Genomic DNA, 16,171 nt, shown 5'->3' with positions numbered 1-16,171 from the left:
CTGCCCCCGCGCGTCAAACAGAACACCCATGACACAAGAAAAAACCACCCCCTCCGCCCCCCTCGGCGGCTTCAACACCCTGCCCGGCCAGGGCAGCCACCTGCCCTTCGACGCACCGCCCAGCGCCAGCATCGCGGGGCGCAAGCTGTCGGAGTCCACGCACGAGCGGCGCAAGGCGGTGCCGCACCTGCGCGACGACGCACCGAACGTGCTGATCGTGATGCTCGACGACGCCGGCTTCGCGCACCCCGACACCTTCGGCGGCGAGATCCACACGCCCACGCTGACGCGGCTGGCCGGCAGCGGCATCACCTACAACGCCTTCCACAACTGCGGCGTGTGCTCGCCCACGCGCGCGTCGCTGCTGACGGGGCGCAACGCGCACCGCGTGGGCTACGGCCATATCTCCGAATACGCCACCGACTGGGACGGCTACGTGGGCGTCATTCCCAAGAGCGCCGGCACCCTAGCCGAGGTGCTCGGGGCCTGGGGCTACAACACGGCCGCGTTCGGCAAGTGGCACAACACGCCGGCCAACCTGACCACGCAGATGGGCCCCTTCGACCGCTGGCCCACCGGCCACGGCTTCAACCACTTCTACGGCTTCCTGGGCGGCGAGAGCTCGCAGTACGAGCCGCGCCTGGTCGAGAACACCACGCTCATCGAGCCGCCGCGCGACGAGGGCTACCACCTGAGCGAGGACATGGCCGACAAGGCCTGCGGCTGGCTGCGCCGCCACCGCGCCATCACGCCCGACAAGCCCTTCCTGATGTACTGGGCGCCCGGCGCGGTGCACGGCCCGCACCACGTCTTCAAGGAATGGACCGACAAGTACAAGGGCAGGTTCGACGACGGCTGGGACGCCTACCGCGAACGCGCCTTCGCGCGCCAGAAGGAGATGGGCTGGATCCCCGAGACCGCCGAGCTCACGCCCCGGCCCGAGACGCTCGCCAGCTGGGACAGCATCCCCGAGGCCGAGCGCCCGTTCCAGCGCCGCCTGATGGAGGTCTACGCCGGCTTCCTGGAGCACACCGATGCGCAGATCGGCAAGGTCGTCGACGAGCTGGAGCAGCTCGGGCTGCGCGACAACACGCTGGTGTTCTTCGTGTTCAGCGACAACGGCGGCAGCGCCGAAGGACAGAACGGCACCGTGGTCGAGCTGCTGGCGCAGAACCGCATCTCCACAAAAATCTCGCAGCACCTCGAGCTGCTGGAAGGCCTGGGCGGCCTCGACGCGCTGGGCGGACGCAAGACCGACAACATGTACCACGCGGGCTGGGCCTGGGCCGGCTCCACGCCGTTCCAGAGCACCAAGCTGATCGCCGCGCACTTCGGCGGCACGCGCACGCCGCTGGTCGTGTCGTGGCCGCGCGGCATCCGGCCCGACACCACGCCGCGCTCGCAGTTCCACCACGTCAACGACATCGCGCCCACGCTCTACGACATCCTGGGCATCACGCCGCCGGTGGAGCTCAACGGCGTGCGACAGGACTCGCTGGACGGCATCTCGATGGCCTACACCTTCGCCCATCCGCAGGCCGAGGGCCGCAAGGGCGTGCAGTACTTCGAGGTGGCGGGCAGCCGCATGGTGCATCACGACGGCTGGACTGCGGGCGTGTTCGGCCCGCGCATTCCCTGGGTCGCGGGCGCCGCGCCCGGGCTGGCCACCTGGGACCCGGACAACGATGTCTGGGAGCTGTACCACATCGCGAAAGACTACGCGCAGGCGCACGACCTGGCGCAGGCGCAGCCGGCCAGGCTGGCGCAGATGAAGGAGATGTTCGCCGTGCAGGCGGGCATCAACCACGTCTATCCGCTGGGCGCGATCTACCACCTGACGCTGAAGCCGCAGCACCGCATCGCGCCCCGGCATACCTCGTGGCACTTCAGCGGCGACATCACGCGCATTCCGGAGAACTGCGCGCCCAACATCAAGACGCGCAGCCACGCGGCCACCGTCGATGCCACGCTGGGCGAACGCGCGAGCGGCGTGCTCTTCGCGCTGGGCGGCTTCAACGGCGGCATCTGCCTGTACCTGGACGACGGCCACCTGGCCTATGAATACAACATGCTCGGCATGTACCGCTTCAAGGCGCGCTCGCCCGCGCGCATCGCCGCCGGACGCCATGCGATCGACGTCGAGTTCACGATGAGCGACGGCACGGCGCCCCAGCGGCCCGCGCGTGCCGTGCTGCGCGTCGACGGCGTGCAGGTGGCCGCGTGCGACATCGGCGTCACGGTGACGGCCATCTTCTCGGCCTGCGAGACCTTCGACGTCGGCTGCGACCTGGGCTCGCCGGTGGCGGCCGAGTACTTCGACCGTGCGCCGTTCGGCTTCGACGGGCAGATCCACGACGTCTGGCTGCGCTATGCGGAGACGCAGTCGTGAGCACGTTGATCACCGAAGCAGACGCCTACGCCATCGGCATCGAGGCCTACACCTATGCCTATCCGATGGTGGTGATGGAGCTGACGCGCCGCGTGGCCACCAACGTCGCGCAGCCCGACGGCGCGCGCGTGCGCGGGCCGATGAACCGCTTCGTGCACGTGCCCACCTACCCCGACGCCGGCTTCAAGGACGTGGTGCGTCCCAACGCCGACACGCTGTACTCCAACATCTGGTACGACGTCGGCAACGAGCCGCTGGTGCTGACACTGCCGGACATGGGCGATCGCTACCACGTCATTCCGTTCTACGACCTGTGGACCGACGTGTTCGCCACGCTGGGCACGCGCACCAACGGCAACGGCGGCGGCCACTTCGCGCTCGTCGGTCCGCGCTGGAAAGGCACGCTGCCCGAGGGCGTGCGCACCATCGTGAGCCCCACGGACGTGGGCTGGATCGTCGGGCGCATCCAGACCAACGGCGCGGCCGACTATGCCCATGTGCACACGCTGCAGGCCGGCTTCGAGGCCGTGCCGCTGTCGGCGTGGGGCCAGCCCCATGACCCACCCGCCGGACGGGTCGATGCAGCGCTGGACATGCGCCCGCCCGTCGAGCAGGTGGCCGCGCTCGGTGCCGGCGCCTTCTTCGCGCTCTTCGCCGAACTGCTCCAGCGCAACCCGCCGCATGCCACCGACGGTGCGCTGCTGCTGCGCACGGGGCGCATCGGCCTCGTCCCCGGCCGCGGCTTCGCACTGGCCGAAGCACCCGAGGTGGTGCAACGCGCCCTCGAGCGCGCCGCACCCGATGCCTACCGGCGCATGCTCGAGCGCGCGCCGGCGATGCGCATGGTGCGCAACGGCTGGAGCCTCGGCAGCAACGTGGGTGTCTACGGCAACGACTACCTGGCGCGCGCCTTCGTCGCCTACGCCGGGCTGGGCGCCCTGCCGCGCGAAGAGGCGATGTACCCGCGCTCGGTCTGCGACAGCGAGGGTCAGCCGCTGTCGGGCGCCGCGCGCTACGTGCTGCACTTCGACGCGCACGAACTGCCGCCGGCCGATGCGTTCTGGTCGTTGACGCTGTACGGCCCCGACCAGTTCTTCGTCGACAACGCGCTGAACCGCTACGCCATCGGCGACCGCGACGCGCTCGCCTTCAACGCCGACGGTTCGCTCGACCTGTACATCCAGCACGCGTCGCCGGGCCCGGACAAGGCCCCGAACTGGCTGCCCGCGCCCGCCGGCCCCTTCAGCATGAACCTGCGCCTGTACGTGCCGCAGGCGCCGGTGCTCGACGGGCGCTGGGCACCGCCCGCGCTGAAGCGCCTGCCCTGACCGCATCGTTCCCCACCCGAAAGGCACTCACCTTCATGAACCGTTTCAGCTACCGCGCACTGCGCGCGCCCGGCCTGTGCATCGTCGGGCTCCACCTGGCGGCCGGTGCCGCCCTGGCGCAGGCCGACTACCCGAGCAAGCCGATCCGCATCATCGTCCAGTACCAGGCGGGCGGCTCGGCCGACGCGCTTGCGCGGCTGGTGGGCGACGGGCTCGCCAAGCGGCTGAAGCAGCCCGTGCTGGTGGAGAACCGCAGCGGCGCCGGCGGCATCATCGGCACCGACTACGTGGCCAAGAGCGCGCCCGACGGCTACACCGTGCTGCTGTCGGTGCCGGGCCCGATCGCCGCGAACCTGGCGCTGTACAAGAAGCTGCCCTACGACCCGCGCACCGACCTGCGCCACGTGTCGGACATCGCGAGCACGCGCACCATCATGGTCGTGCACCCCTCGGTGCCGGCACAGGATTTCAAGGGCCTCGTCGAGGCCGTGCGCAAGGCGCCCGGCAAGTACGCGATGGGCTCCTGGGGTCCCGGCGTGCAGCCGCACCAGATGCAGGTCTTCATGGACAAGACCTACGGCACCCAGACCCTGCACGTGGCCTACAAGGGCGAAAGCCCGATGGCGGTCGACCTGCTCAGCGGCGTGATCCAGATGACCGTGGGTTCCATCAGCACCTTCCAGCCCTACGTCGCGGCCGGCAAGCTGCGCGCGATCGCCGTGCCCGGCGCGCAGCGCGCCAAGGCCGCACCGACGGTGCCGACCTTCGCCGAGCAGGGCTACAAGGACGACATGTTCATGCTCATGGCGCCGACCTCGCTGCTGGTGCCGGCCAAGACGCCCGACGCCATCGTCGAGAAGCTGAGCCGCGAAGTCGCAGCCGTGGTGAAGCAGTCCGAGGTGCAGCGCCGCATCGAGGACATGGGCGCCGAGCCCATCGGCAACACGCCGGCCGAAGCCTCGGCGGCGTACAAGGCGTTCCTGCCCGTGTCGCTGAAGCTCACGCGGGCCACGGGCGTCACGCTGGACTGATTGCGCCGCCGGCCGAGACCCGTGCATCACCCGCCTCCCGATTTCGAACCCCGGGTGTACACCCCGCAGCGCATCGCCGCGGTCGTCGCCACGCTGGCCTCGGACGGCATCCCCGCCGCACAGGCCCTGGCCGGCAGCGAGCTCGACGAGGCCGCGCTGCGCGATCCCGGCACGCGCGTGTCGTATGCGCAGACGGTCACCGTGCTGCGCAATGCGCTCGCGCTGGCACGCAACCCGACGGTGGCGCTGCGTGCCGGTGCGCGCATGCACCTCACGGCCTACGGCATGTGGGGCTATGCACTGCAGAGCAGCCCCACCTTCAGCGCGTTGATCGAGTTCGCCATCACGTACCGCCGCGCCATCGGGCCGCTGGCCGACATGCACCACGACCCCACGCGCGCGCCCGGCACCTGCAGCTTCGAGGTGCTGGTGTCGCCCGACCCGCGCGATCCGCTCTACCGCTTTGCGCTGGCCTTCACCTTCGCGGCCCACCTGACGCTGGCACGCGACCTGTACGGCGATGGCTTCGGCTTCACGGGCCTGCGCCTGGCCTGCCCCGCGCCCGAGCACGGCGCGGGCGTCTGGGAGGCGTGGTTCCAGTGCCCCGTGCAGTTCGACCAGCCCGACAACGCGCTGCAGTTCGACGAGGCCTGGTGCACGCGCGCGCCGCGCCTGCACGATCCGCTCACGCACGCCATGGCCAGCGAGAGCTGCCAGCAGTTCGTGGCCGGGCTCGCGCATGCCGGCGGCATCGCCGCGGCGGTGCGGCGCAAGTTGGTGGAGCAGATGCCGTGGCGCTTTCCGAGCATCGAGTCGATGGCCCGCACGCTCGCGCTGGAGCCGCGCACGCTGCGGCGGCGGCTCGCGACGCATGGCACCACGTACCGGTCGATCCTCAACGAGGTGCGCCTGCGGCTGGCCATCGAGTACCTGCGCAAGACCCGCATGACCACCGAGGAGATCGCGGAGCGCCTGGGCTACAGCGAGGCGGCCAACTTCCGGCATGCCTTCGTGCGCTGGACCGGCACCAGCCCGCACGCCTACCGCCTGACGTGCGCGCCGTACTGACGCCTCAGTCTTCCGCGGCGATGCGGTGCAGTCGGGGCAGGTCGACCACGGTGACCAGGCGGTAGCCCTCGTTGCAGCCGAGCACGCCCTCGTCCTTGAACTGCGCCAGTTCCTTGCCGACGGTCTGGCGCGACACACCGAGCATGTTCGCCAGGTCGGTCTGCGACACGCGCAGCTCGGTGTCGCACGGCGCGCCGCTCGCGTCCCCGTAGCGATACACCATGTTGAGCAGCGTGATCGCCGTGCGCCGGCGCACCGAGCCCAGCACCTGGTCCTGCAGGATCTCGGCGCTCATGCGATAGCGCCGCAGCATGGTCTGGGCGATGCTGCGCCACAGCACCGGCTCCGCATCGAGGATGCGCCGCATGGCGGCACCGGGGATGTGGATGATGTGCGAATCGGCGCGCGCATCGAAGGCGAAGATGGGCTGCATGTCGTCGATGAGATGCACCATGCGCGTGATCTGGCCGGCCCCGAGCACCGAGAGGATGTACTTGTCGCCGGCCGCGTTGGTGGCCGCGATCTCGATCGAGCCCGACACGATCACGAACACCTCCCGCTGGTGGTTGCCGCGACTCACGAGCGGCGTGCGGCGCCGGTAGTGCCTGGCGCGCGCGGCGTTCGCCAACTCGCGCAGCCGGTCTTTCGGCCAATCGAGAAACACCGCGCACGTGCTCAGCCCGTGCTCGATCTCTTCCCTTGTGCTCTGCGATACGGGTTGCGGGTATTCCATGGGATGACTCAGCAAAAACTGTTGCCTGGTTGACGGATTCGAAGAGCAGCGATTCCTATCATAGGACTGGCCAATCAAAGAACAACGAGGAACTCCCTAAGTGAGACATGCACGTTCCCTGCCTGCACGCCTGACGCTGTTTCGCAGCACCGCGGCGCGTTCGTTGATCCGGCTTCTTGCGTCGCCCATGCGACGCAACGCGCGAACGACGAGACCCCTGCGCGGCATGCGCGGCTCGCGCGACGCGATGCGAATGCCGTGATGCGCGGCCACACGCCCTGCGCGCGCGGCTAGAGGCCGCACCCCTTTTTCCCGAAGTCCCCGAAGGGCATCCGCCCTTCGGAACACCCGAGCCCTGGAACGCAGCGATGCGCACCAGCGGACTCGTTCATCCCTGAAGAAGCAAGCAAAGCAAGACCTGCCATGAAACATCACTCCCTCGCCGCACTGGCCCTTCTCGCGACTGCCGGTACTGCATCGGCGCAATCGTCCGTCACGGTGTTCGGCATCGTCGACGTCGGCATCAGCCGCTACACGTCCAAGAGCACGTACCACAGCCCCAACCCCTTCGCGCTGCCACCGGCGAACGCCGCGGGCGGCAGTGCGAAGACGAGCCAGACCGCGCTGTCGAACTCGGGCTATGCGGGCAGCCGCATCGGCTTTCGCGGCACGGAGGACCTGGGGGGCGGCCTGGCGGCGAGCTTCTGGCTGGAGTCGGGCATCACCAACGACGACGGCGCCAAGGGCATCACCAACTTCAACCGCCGCTCGACGATGAGCCTGTCGGGTCCGTTCGGCGAACTGCGCCTGGGCCGCGACTACGCCGCGACCTTCTGGAACGACACCGTCTTCGATCCCTTCGGCACCAACGGCGTGGGCACCAACCTCATCGCCAACATCAACAGCCGCATCGCCGCCATCGCCGGCCCCGGCTCCGTGGTGGCTTCGACCGACAACTACATCCGCACCGGCAACTCGATCGGCTACTTCCTGCCGCCGAACCTGGGCGGCGTCTACGGCCAGCTGCAGTACACGCTGCACGAGAACACCAAGCGCAGCGACCAGCCCGGCACGCCGTCGGCCAAGGGCCGCTACGTGGGTGGTCGCCTGGGCTATGCCAGCGGGCCGCTCGACCTGGCCCTGGCCTACGGCCAGAGCACGGCCGCCGACAGCACCACGCTCAACGCGCTGGGCATCGCGACCGCCACGCAGGAGCGCAAGATCAACGCGCTGAACCTGGGCGCGTCGTACAACTTCGGCCCCGCCAAGCTGTTCGCCGAGGTCTCGCGCGTGCAGGACAAGAACGAGACGGGCACGCTGCAGAACCTGCCGGGCCTGGCGGTTCCGTTCATGAACACCGCCATGCGCAAGGACAAGTACAACGGCTACATGCTGGGCGTGACCGTGCCCGTGGGCCCGGGCCTCATCCGCGCGTCGTACGCGTCGGTGAAGTACAAGAACGGCGCGCCGGCCGCGACCGACCTGAACAGCCTGCTGTGGGGCCTGAACGGCAACCGCGACACCACTGCCAACCAGATCTCGCTGGGCTACGTGCACAACCTGTCCAAGCGCACCGCGCTGTACGCCTCGGTGTCGCGCATCCGCATCAAGGACGGCTGGAACAACCCCGGCGTGATGGGCGCCATCACCGGCGGCTCGGCCAGCTACCTCACGGGCGGCACCGCACAGGCCGCGGGCTGGGCGCCGCGCTCGTCGATGGGCTACGACTTCGGCATCCGCCACGCGTTCTGAGCGCATGCGAAAAGAGGTACCCATGGCCTTGAAACACCTGTCGCCGCTGCTCGTCGCGGCCCTGCTCGCAGGCGGTTGCGCCACGCCGCCCGCGCCGACCACCTCGCCCGCCGACGTCGGCGAAACACGCCCGGGGTCGGGCTATCTCAAGGGCTACCTGGCCTCGGCCGAGATGCCCGACAGCCTGGCGTTGCTGCCGCCGCCGCCCGAGGCCAACTCGGCCGCGCTGGCGGCCGACGTCGCCGCGTTCCGCAGCCTCACCGCGCTGCAGGGTTCGCCGCGCGGCGCGCTCGCGGTGCGCGATGCCAACCTGCGCTTTCCGGAGGCGGCCTCCACCTTCTCCTGCGCGCTGGGCGTGCGCATCTCCGAGCAGCAGACGCCGCACCTGAACATGCTGCTGCGGCGCACGCTGGCCGATGCCGGCGGCGCCACCTACAAGGCCAAGGAGAAGTACCAGCGCACGCGGCCCTTCGTGGCGCTGAAGGCCGCGAGCTGCACGCCGAAGGAGGAAGCGCACCTGGCCAAGGACGGCTCCTACCCCTCCGGGCACTCGGCACTGGGATGGGCCTGGGCACTGGTGCTGACGGAGATCGCGCCGGAGCGTGCGGACGCGCTGCTGCAGCGCGGCCGCGCCTTCGCGCAAAGCCGCGGCATCTGCGGCGTGCACTGGCGCAGCGACATCGAGGCGGGACGCCTGATCGGCGCGGCCACCGTGGGCCGGCTGCACGCCAACCCGGTCTTCACGGCGCAGATGAGCGCGGCGAAGAACGAGATCGCGCAGGCACGCAGCCGCCCGGACAGCGCCCCGCCTGCCGCCGACTGCGCGGCCGAGGCGAATGCGATCGCGGGCTCGGCGGCGCTGACGCCCTGAGCACGCGCCCCTCGACCACCTCGCCCACGGCCAGCGTGTGTGCGGGTTGTCGAGGGGAACGCGGCGTGTGCGAAGCGGGTAGCCTCGCCAACTCCAACCACTCCAAGGAGACCTCGCATGCGCCATCGTTCCGTTCTGTCATGGGGTGCCGCGGCCTCGGCGGTCGCGCTCCTCGCTGCATGCGGCGCCATGTCTTCGGGCAAGGACGCCAACCCGATGAGCTTCTTCATCACGAGTGCCAACCCTGGCAAGGGCGGCGACCTCGGCGGCCTGGCCGGCGCGGACCGCCAGTGCCAGGCGCTGGCCGCGAACGCCGGCGCGGGCGGCAAGACCTGGCGTGCCTACCTGAGCGCCGCCGAAGCGGGTGGCCAGCCGGCCGTCAACGCGCGCGATCGCATCGGCACCGGGCCGTGGCGCAACGCCAAGGGCGTGGTCGTGGCCACCAGCGTGGCCGACCTGCACAGCGCGAACGCCAAGCTCGGCAAGGACACCTCGCTGACCGAAAAGGGCGAGGTGGTCTCGGGCTTCGGCGACCCGGTCAACCAGCACGACATCCTCACCGGCTCGCGCCCCGACGGCACGCTCGCACCGGCCGCCGCCGGCAAGGACACCACCTGCGGCAACTGGACGCGCAGCGTCGACGGCTCGGCCATCGTCGGCCACCACGACAAGAAGGGCACCAACCCCGACCCGGTCGCCAACGCCTCGTGGAACGCGTCGCACGGCACGCGGGGCTGCAGCATCGACCAGCTCAAGCAAAGCGGCAGTGCCGGCCTGATGTACTGCTTCGCTGTGAACTGAACCTGCAGGGCAGCGCCCCGGCCCGTGCGTCGATCCACGGGCGGGCGCGCTGCGATGTGCCACAGACGACCCATCGGAGGACTTCATGATCCAAGCCACCCAGCCCCTTCGTGCAGCGCCGCGCCGCCTGCTTCTTTGCCTGGGTGCCGCGGCACTCGGCCTGGGCGCCTTCGGGGCAAGCCCCGCGTGGGCACAGACGGCCTGGCCCAGCAAATCGATCACGCTGCTGATCGGCTTCCCACCCGGCGGGCAGACCGACTTCGCCGGCCGCGTGTTGACGAACGGCATGCAGGGCGCACTCGGCCAGCCCGTGGTCATCGACAACAAGGCCGGCGTGAACGGCAACATCGCGTCCGTCGAACTGATGAAGGCACCGCCGGACGGTCACAAGCTGCTGGTGGGCAACGGCTCGATGACGATCATGCCGCACGTGTACACCAAGCTCGGCATCGTCGATCCGCAAAAGATGACACCCATCGGCATCATGCTGCAGTCGCCGCTGGTGCTGGTGGTGCCCGCCACCTCGCCGATCAAGACCTACGCGCAGTTCGCCGAAGAAGTGAAGTCGCGCGCGAAGAGCGGCAAGGGCATCGACTACGGAACGGGGGGCGCAGGCTCGCTGATCCACGTCACCATGGAACTGCTGCGCGAGCGCCTGGGCAACCCGGCGATGAACCATGTGCCCTACAAGGGCAGCAGTCCGGCGATGGTCGATCTGATGGCCGGTCGCCTCGACGCCATGTTCGACGCCACCTCTGTCGTCGCGCCGTTCGTGAAGTCGGGTCAGCTGCGGCCCCTGCTGGTGACCAGCGACAAGCGTTCGCCGATGCTGCCGAATGTGCCCACCGCCGCGGAAAGCGGCATCAAGGACTTCAGCATCATCTCCTTCATCGGCCTGTACGGGCCGCCCGGATTGAGCCCCGAGGTCGTGAAGAAGGCCAACAGTGCCATGAACGCGGCACTGAAGGAGCCGACCGTCGTCAAGAGCATCGTCGATCGCGGGGACGAGCCCGGTGGCGGCTCGCCCGAGCAGCTCGGCGCGATGACCCGCGACCAGTACAAGATGTGGGGCGCCGTCGTGAAAGCGAACAACATCACGGCCGACTGAGCTTCGGCCCCGCGCCCCGCATCAAGCGCTGAGCACCTCGCGCAGATGCTCGACGAACGCGCGCGCCGCATCGGGCAGGCGCCGCCCCGCCATGCTCTGCACCTCGAAATGCCGCTCGTTCATCTCGCGGTCGCGCAAGGCGCGCGCCACGATCGTGCCGTTCTCGAGCTGCTGGCGCAGCGCGAGCTCGCCGCAGAAGGTCACGGCCTGGCCGTGCGCCGCGTAGTGCACCAGCGGGTAGAGGTGATCGCTGGTCAGTGCCGCCTCGAGCGGCAGGCGCTGGCGGGCGCAGCTGATGTTGAGCAATTGGCGCAGCGTCGACGTGGGCGCCGGCAGCGCGAGCGGGTAGTGGACCACCTGCGCCAGCGACACCTGCCGCCGCTCGGCCAGCGGATGCGAAGGCGCCATCACGGCGCACACGGGCGAGGGGTGCCGGATCTCGACGTCCAGCCCGTGCTCCGAGCCCAGGCTCACCGTCACGCCGAGGTCGACCAGGCCTTCGCGCACGCGGCGCGCCACCTCGCGCTGCACGCACATGTCGAGCGAGAAGCGGATGCCGGGGCAGCGCGCCTGGAACGCCGCCACCAGGGCCGGCAGGAACTCGTAGGCAAAGCCTTCGGTCGCGGCCACGCGCACCTCGCCCTTGCGCAGGCCGCGCAGCGCGAGGATGTCGTCGGTCACGCGCTCGATGTCGAGCCAGGCCCGGCGCGCGTGCGCCGCCAGCAGCTCGCCGGCTGAGTTGAGCGCCATGCCGCGGGCGCGGCGCTCGAACAGGAGGGTGTCGAGCTCGCGCTCGATGCGGCCGATCTGGCGGCTCACGGCCGACGGCGCCACGTTCAGCCGCACGGCCGCCTCGGTGACCGAACCGACGCGCGCCACCTCCAGGAAGTAGCGCATCGACTCCTCCTGGAGCACGCGCTGGTTGATCGGGCGTTCGGTGCGCGCCCCGGTGCGAGCCGGGGCGGGAGACTTGGAAGTGGGAGGTTTCATCGGCGTGGTCTGCGTTGCGCCAGCAGCAACGCAACCTTCCAATCATTGTGCTTGCTACACCGCAGGGCGTGCCCCAGCATTTCCCCTCCCCCTCTTCTCTTCGCTCTACGGAAGGACCCTGTCAATGAACGCTCCCCGTTCGCAAGCGCCGCAGCGGCGCTGGTGCTGTGCCGTCCTCGCGGGCCTGGCCGCCTGCCTCGGCATGGCCATGCCCGCGCAGGCACAGGCGCAATCGGCCTACCCGACGCGCCCCGTCACGCTGGTGGTGCCGTACCCACCCGGCGGCAGCGCGGACACGGTGGGACGCCTGGTCGGCCAGCGCCTGTCGGAAGAGCTGGGGCAGCCGGTGCTCATCGACAACCGCCCCGGTGCCGGCACGGCGGTCGGCGCCGCGTTCGTGGCCAAGGCATCGCCCGACGGCTACACCCTGCTGCTCGGCTCGGGCTCGACCCTCACGATGAACCCGGCCATCCGCCCGAACCTGCCCTACGACGCCCTGGGCAGCTTCGAGCCGGTCGCGATCGTCGCGCGCATTCCGCTGATCCTGCTGGCCAACAAGAACGTGCCCATCGGCAACGTCAAGGAGTTCGCCAGCGCGGTGCGCGCGGCGCCCGAGAAGTACTCGTACGCGTCCTTCGGCACGGGCACGTCCTCGCACTTCACCGGCGAGATCGTCCTGCAGGCGGTGGGCGCGAAGATCATGCACGTGCCCTACCGGGGCAGCGCACCGGCCATGACGGACCTGATCGGCGGCCAGGTGCCGTTCTCGGTGGACACCGTCACCGCCGCCATTCCGCAGCTCAAGGGCGGCAAGGTCAAGGCGATCGCCGTGACCACCCGGCAGCGCTCCTCGCAGCTGCCGCAGGTCCCGACCTTCGCCGAGGCGGGCTACCCCGAGGTCGATGCCGACACCTGGATCATGGTCGTCGCGCCCAAGGGCACCCCCGCGCCGGTGCGCGAGCGGCTGGAGAAGACGCTCGCCAAGATCGTCGCCACGCCCCAGGCCCAGGCCGCCCTGCAGGCCCAGGGCGCGGAGCCGGCCTTTGCCGGCGCCGCCGCCTCGCTCGCGCAGATCGAACGCGAACTTCCACTCATGCGCGCCGTCGCCCGGCGCGCCAACATCCAGGCCGACTGAGTGCGGCACATTCCGAAAGCCATGACCCAAGCTTCCTCTTCTTCCTCCTCCGAACTCGTCGAACTCTCCGCCGTCGAGCTGCGACGGCTGATCGGCACCCGCGCCCTCTCGCCGGTCGAGCTGCTCGAAGCCTGCATCGCGCGCATCGAACAGCTCAACCCCTTCGTCAACGCCGTGACCGCCACCTGCTACGAGCGTGCCCGCGCCGAGGCCCGCGCCGCGGAGCGGGCCGTGAAGAACGGCGAGCCGCTGGGCCTGCTGCACGGCCTGCCGCTGGGCGTGAAGGACCTCGAGCCGACGGCGGGACTGCTGTCCACCATGGGAACCCCCGCCTTGCGCAACCACGTGCCGTCGAACGACATCGAGCTGGTGCGCCGCCTGCGCGCCGCCGGCGCGATCGTGGTGGGCAAGACCAACGTGCCCGAGATGGGCGCCGGCGCCAACAGCCGCAATCCGGTCTGGGGGGCCACGGGCAATCCCTTCGACCCCAACCTCAACGCCGGCGGTTCGTCGGGCGGTTCGGCCGCGGCCCTGGCGCTGGACATGCTGCCGGTGTGCACCGGCTCCGACACCGGCGGGTCGCTGCGCATCCCGGCCGCCAAGTGCGGCGTGGTGGGCCTGCGGCCGTCGCCGGGCATCGTGCCCAGCGTGCGCAAGAGCCTGGGCTGGTCGCCGATCTCGGTGGTCGGTCCGATGGGACGCGATGTGGCCGACGCCTGCCTCCAGCTCGCGGCCACGGCAGGCCCGCATCCGGGCGATCCCTTGAGCTATCCGCTGGATGCGGCGGCCTTTGCGCGGCCGGCGCCGCTGGACCTGTCACGCCTGCGCGTGGCCTGGACCACCGACTTCGGCCTGTGCGATGTCGACCCGTCGATCCGCCGGACGATGCACGACCGCATGACCGCCATGCGCGGGCTCTTTGCGGCCTGCGACGAGGTGCGCTTCGACCTGGGCGAGGTGCACCGCTGCTTCGACGTGCTGCGCGCGGAGGCCTTCGTCGCCGGCATGCGCGAGGCCTACGAACGCGCCCCCGAGAGCCTGGGCCCGAACCCGCGCAGCAACTACGAGATGGGCGCGCGCATGAGCCTGCCCGACGCGGCCTGGGCGCAGACGGAACAGACGCGCATCCTCCAGCGCTTCCAGAAGGTGTTCGAGAACTACGACCTGGTGCTCTCGCCCACGACACCGGTGTCACCTTTTCCCTGGACGCAGTCGCACGCGCTGCAGATCGACGGCCGCCAGCAAGAGAACTACTACCGCTGGCTCGCCCTGACCTACGTCGTGACGCTGACCACCCACCCCGCGATCAGCCTGCCGTGCGGCACCGACGAGCGCGGCATGCCCTTCGGCCTGCAGGTGGTGGGGCGCTTTCGCGGCGACCTCGCGCTGCTCTCGGCCGCGCAGGCAATGGAGCAGGCCTTCGCCCCCGACCCGCGGCTGCGCCGGCCGCGGCCCGATCTCGCACGCCTTCGCAAGGCCGAGCCCGCGCTCGACTCGATCGTGACCGCGCCGCCCGACGACCGGCACGCCAGCGCGCCCACCGACGGCGCCCCGGCACCGGTCGTCTGAGGTCCGCGCCGCGTCAGGCGCTTCGCTTCAGCAAGGTGGCCAGGAGTGCCAGGGCCCCGGTCAGCTCGTCGAAGCCGGGGCCGCCCAGGCAGATCCGCAGGCCGCTCGCCTTGTCCTTCGGGTTCGCCATCAGGGTCTGCGGCGGGGTGAGCTTCACGCCGGCTTGCGCCGCCGCGGCCACGACACCTTCGGCAACATCGCGTCGCATCGGCAGCCAGACGTTGTAGGCATCGGGATGCCAGACCAGTTCGCTGGCAGCGAGCAGCGAGACGGCCAGCCTGGAACGCCGCCGGGCCTCGTGGCGCAGATCGCGCTGGACCGAGGCGACCACGCCGGTGGCCAGCCATTCGTCGACCACCGCGCACGAGAACGCCGACGGCGCCATGGGCACATCCTGCAGAAGGTCCTGCGCGGGGCCGCACAGTTCGGGCGGCAGTGCCAGCACGCCGACCTGCAATCCTGGGCCGAGCGACTTGGAGAGCCCGTTCACATGCAATGCGATGTCGGGTGCCAGTGTCGCCAGCTGGGGCAAGCCGTCGGAGGCCGCTGCGTACACGCCGTCTTCGATGATCCAGGCGCCCGCGCGGCGGCACACCGCCACGATGGCCCGCCGTCGCTTCGCGCTCATCGTGGCCGTCGTCGGGTTGTGCAGCGTCGGGGTGAGATAGACCGCCGTGCCACCGGCGGGCGCCACGCCGTCGAGCGCCTGTGCGAGCGCCTTCGGCACCATCCCTTCCGCGTCCATCTCGACACCCTGGATGCGACACCCCTTGCGCCGGGCCAGCGCGAGGGCGCCGGGGTAGGTGATCCGTTCGGTGAGCAGCACGCCTTGCCGCCCGCACACCAGATCGAAGGCCAGCGACAGCGCCTGGCGTGCGCTGCTGGTCAGGACCAGCTGCGACGGATCGACGGCCAGGCCGATCGTCTCGAGCCAGCGGGCGAGAACGCGGCGATGTTCCAGGTGCCCGCCGGGCGGCGCGTACAGGTTGAAGTGATCCGCGTCGATCTTGCGCGCGATGCCCGTCAGCGTGCGCGCCAGCACGCGCGCACCGAGCGCGGCCGGCGGCGCGTTCGACGACAGATCGATCTGCCGGTCGCCGTGCGCCTGCTGGATCGCCACGAAGGTTCCCCGGCCCTTGACGCTGCGCGTCAGACCCCTGCGCTCCAGCAGGGCATAGGCCTTCGTCACTGTGCCCAGGCCGATCTGCAGCGTCTTCGCCAGGTCCCGATGGGCAGGCAGCCGATCGCCGCCCGCGAGCCGCCCCTCGACGATGTCCTCGGCCAGGGCCAGCACCACCCGCTCGGTGGCGTTCGTGCCGTTGCTTGCCAGACGGGGCGTCCAGGAGGATCGAAGGAGCACGTGCGCGGCCTCGCAAATAAAAGTGTCACGTGACAC

At 70.3% G+C, this 16,171-nt stretch carries 13 protein-coding genes; 10 read left to right on the top strand and 3 right to left on the bottom strand.

Going from position 1 to position 16,171, the window contains the following annotated elements:
* The first annotated feature begins 28 nt into the window (after window positions 1–28).
* From AC07OH_RS00190 to AC07OH_RS00175, 4 genes are read left to right on the top strand one after another with little or no spacing between them, the layout of a single operon-like run.
* On the top strand, window positions 29–2,389 hold the full coding sequence (locus tag AC07OH_RS00190) for an arylsulfatase (RefSeq protein WP_495299167.1): 2,361 nt from the start codon (window positions 29–31) through the stop codon (window positions 2,387–2,389).
* Window positions 2,386–3,717, top strand: coding sequence for a DUF1254 domain-containing protein (locus AC07OH_RS00185; RefSeq protein WP_495299166.1), 1,332 nt, complete (start codon window positions 2,386–2,388; stop codon window positions 3,715–3,717). The genes AC07OH_RS00190 and AC07OH_RS00185 overlap by 4 nt, the downstream gene beginning before the upstream one ends.
* A 35-nt stretch (window positions 3,718–3,752) precedes the next feature.
* Window positions 3,753–4,748, top strand: coding sequence for a Bug family tripartite tricarboxylate transporter substrate binding protein (locus AC07OH_RS00180; RefSeq protein WP_495299165.1), 996 nt, complete (start codon window positions 3,753–3,755; stop codon window positions 4,746–4,748).
* A 21-nt stretch (window positions 4,749–4,769) separates the two neighbouring features.
* Window positions 4,770–5,816: an AraC family transcriptional regulator gene (locus AC07OH_RS00175; RefSeq protein WP_495299164.1), complete on the top strand. Its 1,047-nt coding sequence runs from the start codon at window positions 4,770–4,772 to the stop codon at window positions 5,814–5,816.
* 4 nt (window positions 5,817–5,820) lie between these two features.
* Here the strand turns inward: AC07OH_RS00175 and AC07OH_RS00170 are convergent, their stop codons facing one another.
* The gene (locus AC07OH_RS00170) at window positions 5,821–6,549 is read right to left on the bottom strand and encodes a Crp/Fnr family transcriptional regulator (RefSeq protein WP_082817968.1); all 729 of its coding nucleotides are present in this window, start codon (window positions 6,547–6,549) and stop codon (window positions 5,821–5,823) included.
* 423 nt (window positions 6,550–6,972) lie between these two features.
* On the opposite strand from AC07OH_RS00170, the gene AC07OH_RS00165 reads away from it, so the two are divergent.
* The 4 genes from AC07OH_RS00165 (at window position 6,973) to AC07OH_RS00150 (ending at window position 11,081) form a co-directional block, all read left to right on the top strand.
* Window positions 6,973–8,301 (top strand): porin, encoded by a 1,329-nt coding sequence (locus tag AC07OH_RS00165; protein ID WP_495299163.1) that lies wholly within the window; start codon window positions 6,973–6,975, stop codon window positions 8,299–8,301.
* 22 nt (window positions 8,302–8,323) lie between these two features.
* The gene (locus AC07OH_RS00160) at window positions 8,324–9,172 is read left to right on the top strand and encodes an acid phosphatase (RefSeq protein ID WP_495299162.1); all 849 of its coding nucleotides are present in this window, start codon (window positions 8,324–8,326) and stop codon (window positions 9,170–9,172) included.
* Between the two features lie 117 nt (window positions 9,173–9,289).
* Window positions 9,290–9,973, top strand: a complete 684-nt coding sequence (locus tag AC07OH_RS00155) for a hypothetical protein (RefSeq protein ID WP_495299161.1) — start codon at window positions 9,290–9,292, stop codon at window positions 9,971–9,973.
* 85 nt (window positions 9,974–10,058) lie between these two features.
* Window positions 10,059–11,081, top strand: a complete 1,023-nt coding sequence (locus AC07OH_RS00150) for a Bug family tripartite tricarboxylate transporter substrate binding protein (protein WP_070059833.1) — start codon at window positions 10,059–10,061, stop codon at window positions 11,079–11,081.
* Between the two features lie 21 nt (window positions 11,082–11,102).
* On the opposite strand, the gene AC07OH_RS00145 is transcribed toward AC07OH_RS00150, so the two are convergent.
* Entirely contained in the window at window positions 11,103–12,008 is a 906-nt protein-coding gene (locus AC07OH_RS00145; RefSeq protein WP_062470965.1) for a LysR family transcriptional regulator, read from the bottom strand.
* A 187-nt stretch (window positions 12,009–12,195) separates the two neighbouring features.
* Between AC07OH_RS00145 and AC07OH_RS00140 the strand changes: the two genes are divergently transcribed.
* Entirely contained in the window at window positions 12,196–13,206 is a 1,011-nt protein-coding gene (locus AC07OH_RS00140; protein WP_495299160.1) for a Bug family tripartite tricarboxylate transporter substrate binding protein, read from the top strand.
* A 21-nt stretch (window positions 13,207–13,227) separates the two neighbouring features.
* Window positions 13,228–14,775, top strand: a complete 1,548-nt coding sequence (locus AC07OH_RS00135; RefSeq protein ID WP_495299159.1) for an amidase — start codon at window positions 13,228–13,230, stop codon at window positions 14,773–14,775.
* A 13-nt stretch (window positions 14,776–14,788) separates the two neighbouring features.
* On the opposite strand, the gene AC07OH_RS00130 is transcribed toward AC07OH_RS00135, so the two are convergent.
* Window positions 14,789–16,135: an aminotransferase-like domain-containing protein gene (locus AC07OH_RS00130; protein WP_495300948.1), complete on the bottom strand. Its 1,347-nt coding sequence runs from the start codon at window positions 16,133–16,135 to the stop codon at window positions 14,789–14,791.
* Window positions 16,136–16,171 lie beyond the last annotated feature (36 nt).

The organism is Variovorax sp. GW821-FHT10C12 (assembly GCF_059415405.1).
The sequence above is the reverse complement of the archived record's forward strand: the minus strand, read 5'-3'. Positions and strand labels throughout refer to the sequence as shown.

Bases quoted from the DNA above. Each gene is read 5' to 3' on its own strand.
- AC07OH_RS00170 (WP_082817968.1), bottom strand. From the start codon at position 6,549: ATGGAATACCCGCAACCCGTATCGCAGAGCACAAGGGAAGAGATCGAG.
- AC07OH_RS00150 (WP_070059833.1), top strand. From the start codon at position 10,059: ATGATCCAAGCCACCCAGCCCCTTCGTGCAGCGCCGCGCCGCCTGCTT.
- AC07OH_RS00135 (WP_495299159.1), top strand. From the start codon at position 13,228: ATGACCCAAGCTTCCTCTTCTTCCTCCTCCGAACTCGTCGAACTCTCC.
- AC07OH_RS00140 (WP_495299160.1), top strand. From the start codon at position 12,196: ATGAACGCTCCCCGTTCGCAAGCGCCGCAGCGGCGCTGGTGCTGTGCC.
- AC07OH_RS00155 (WP_495299161.1), top strand. From the start codon at position 9,290: ATGCGCCATCGTTCCGTTCTGTCATGGGGTGCCGCGGCCTCGGCGGTC.
- AC07OH_RS00160 (WP_495299162.1), top strand. From the start codon at position 8,324: ATGGCCTTGAAACACCTGTCGCCGCTGCTCGTCGCGGCCCTGCTCGCA.
- AC07OH_RS00190 (WP_495299167.1), top strand. From the start codon at position 29: ATGACACAAGAAAAAACCACCCCCTCCGCCCCCCTCGGCGGCTTCAAC.
- AC07OH_RS00165 (WP_495299163.1), top strand. From the start codon at position 6,973: ATGAAACATCACTCCCTCGCCGCACTGGCCCTTCTCGCGACTGCCGGT.
- AC07OH_RS00180 (WP_495299165.1), top strand. From the start codon at position 3,753: ATGAACCGTTTCAGCTACCGCGCACTGCGCGCGCCCGGCCTGTGCATC.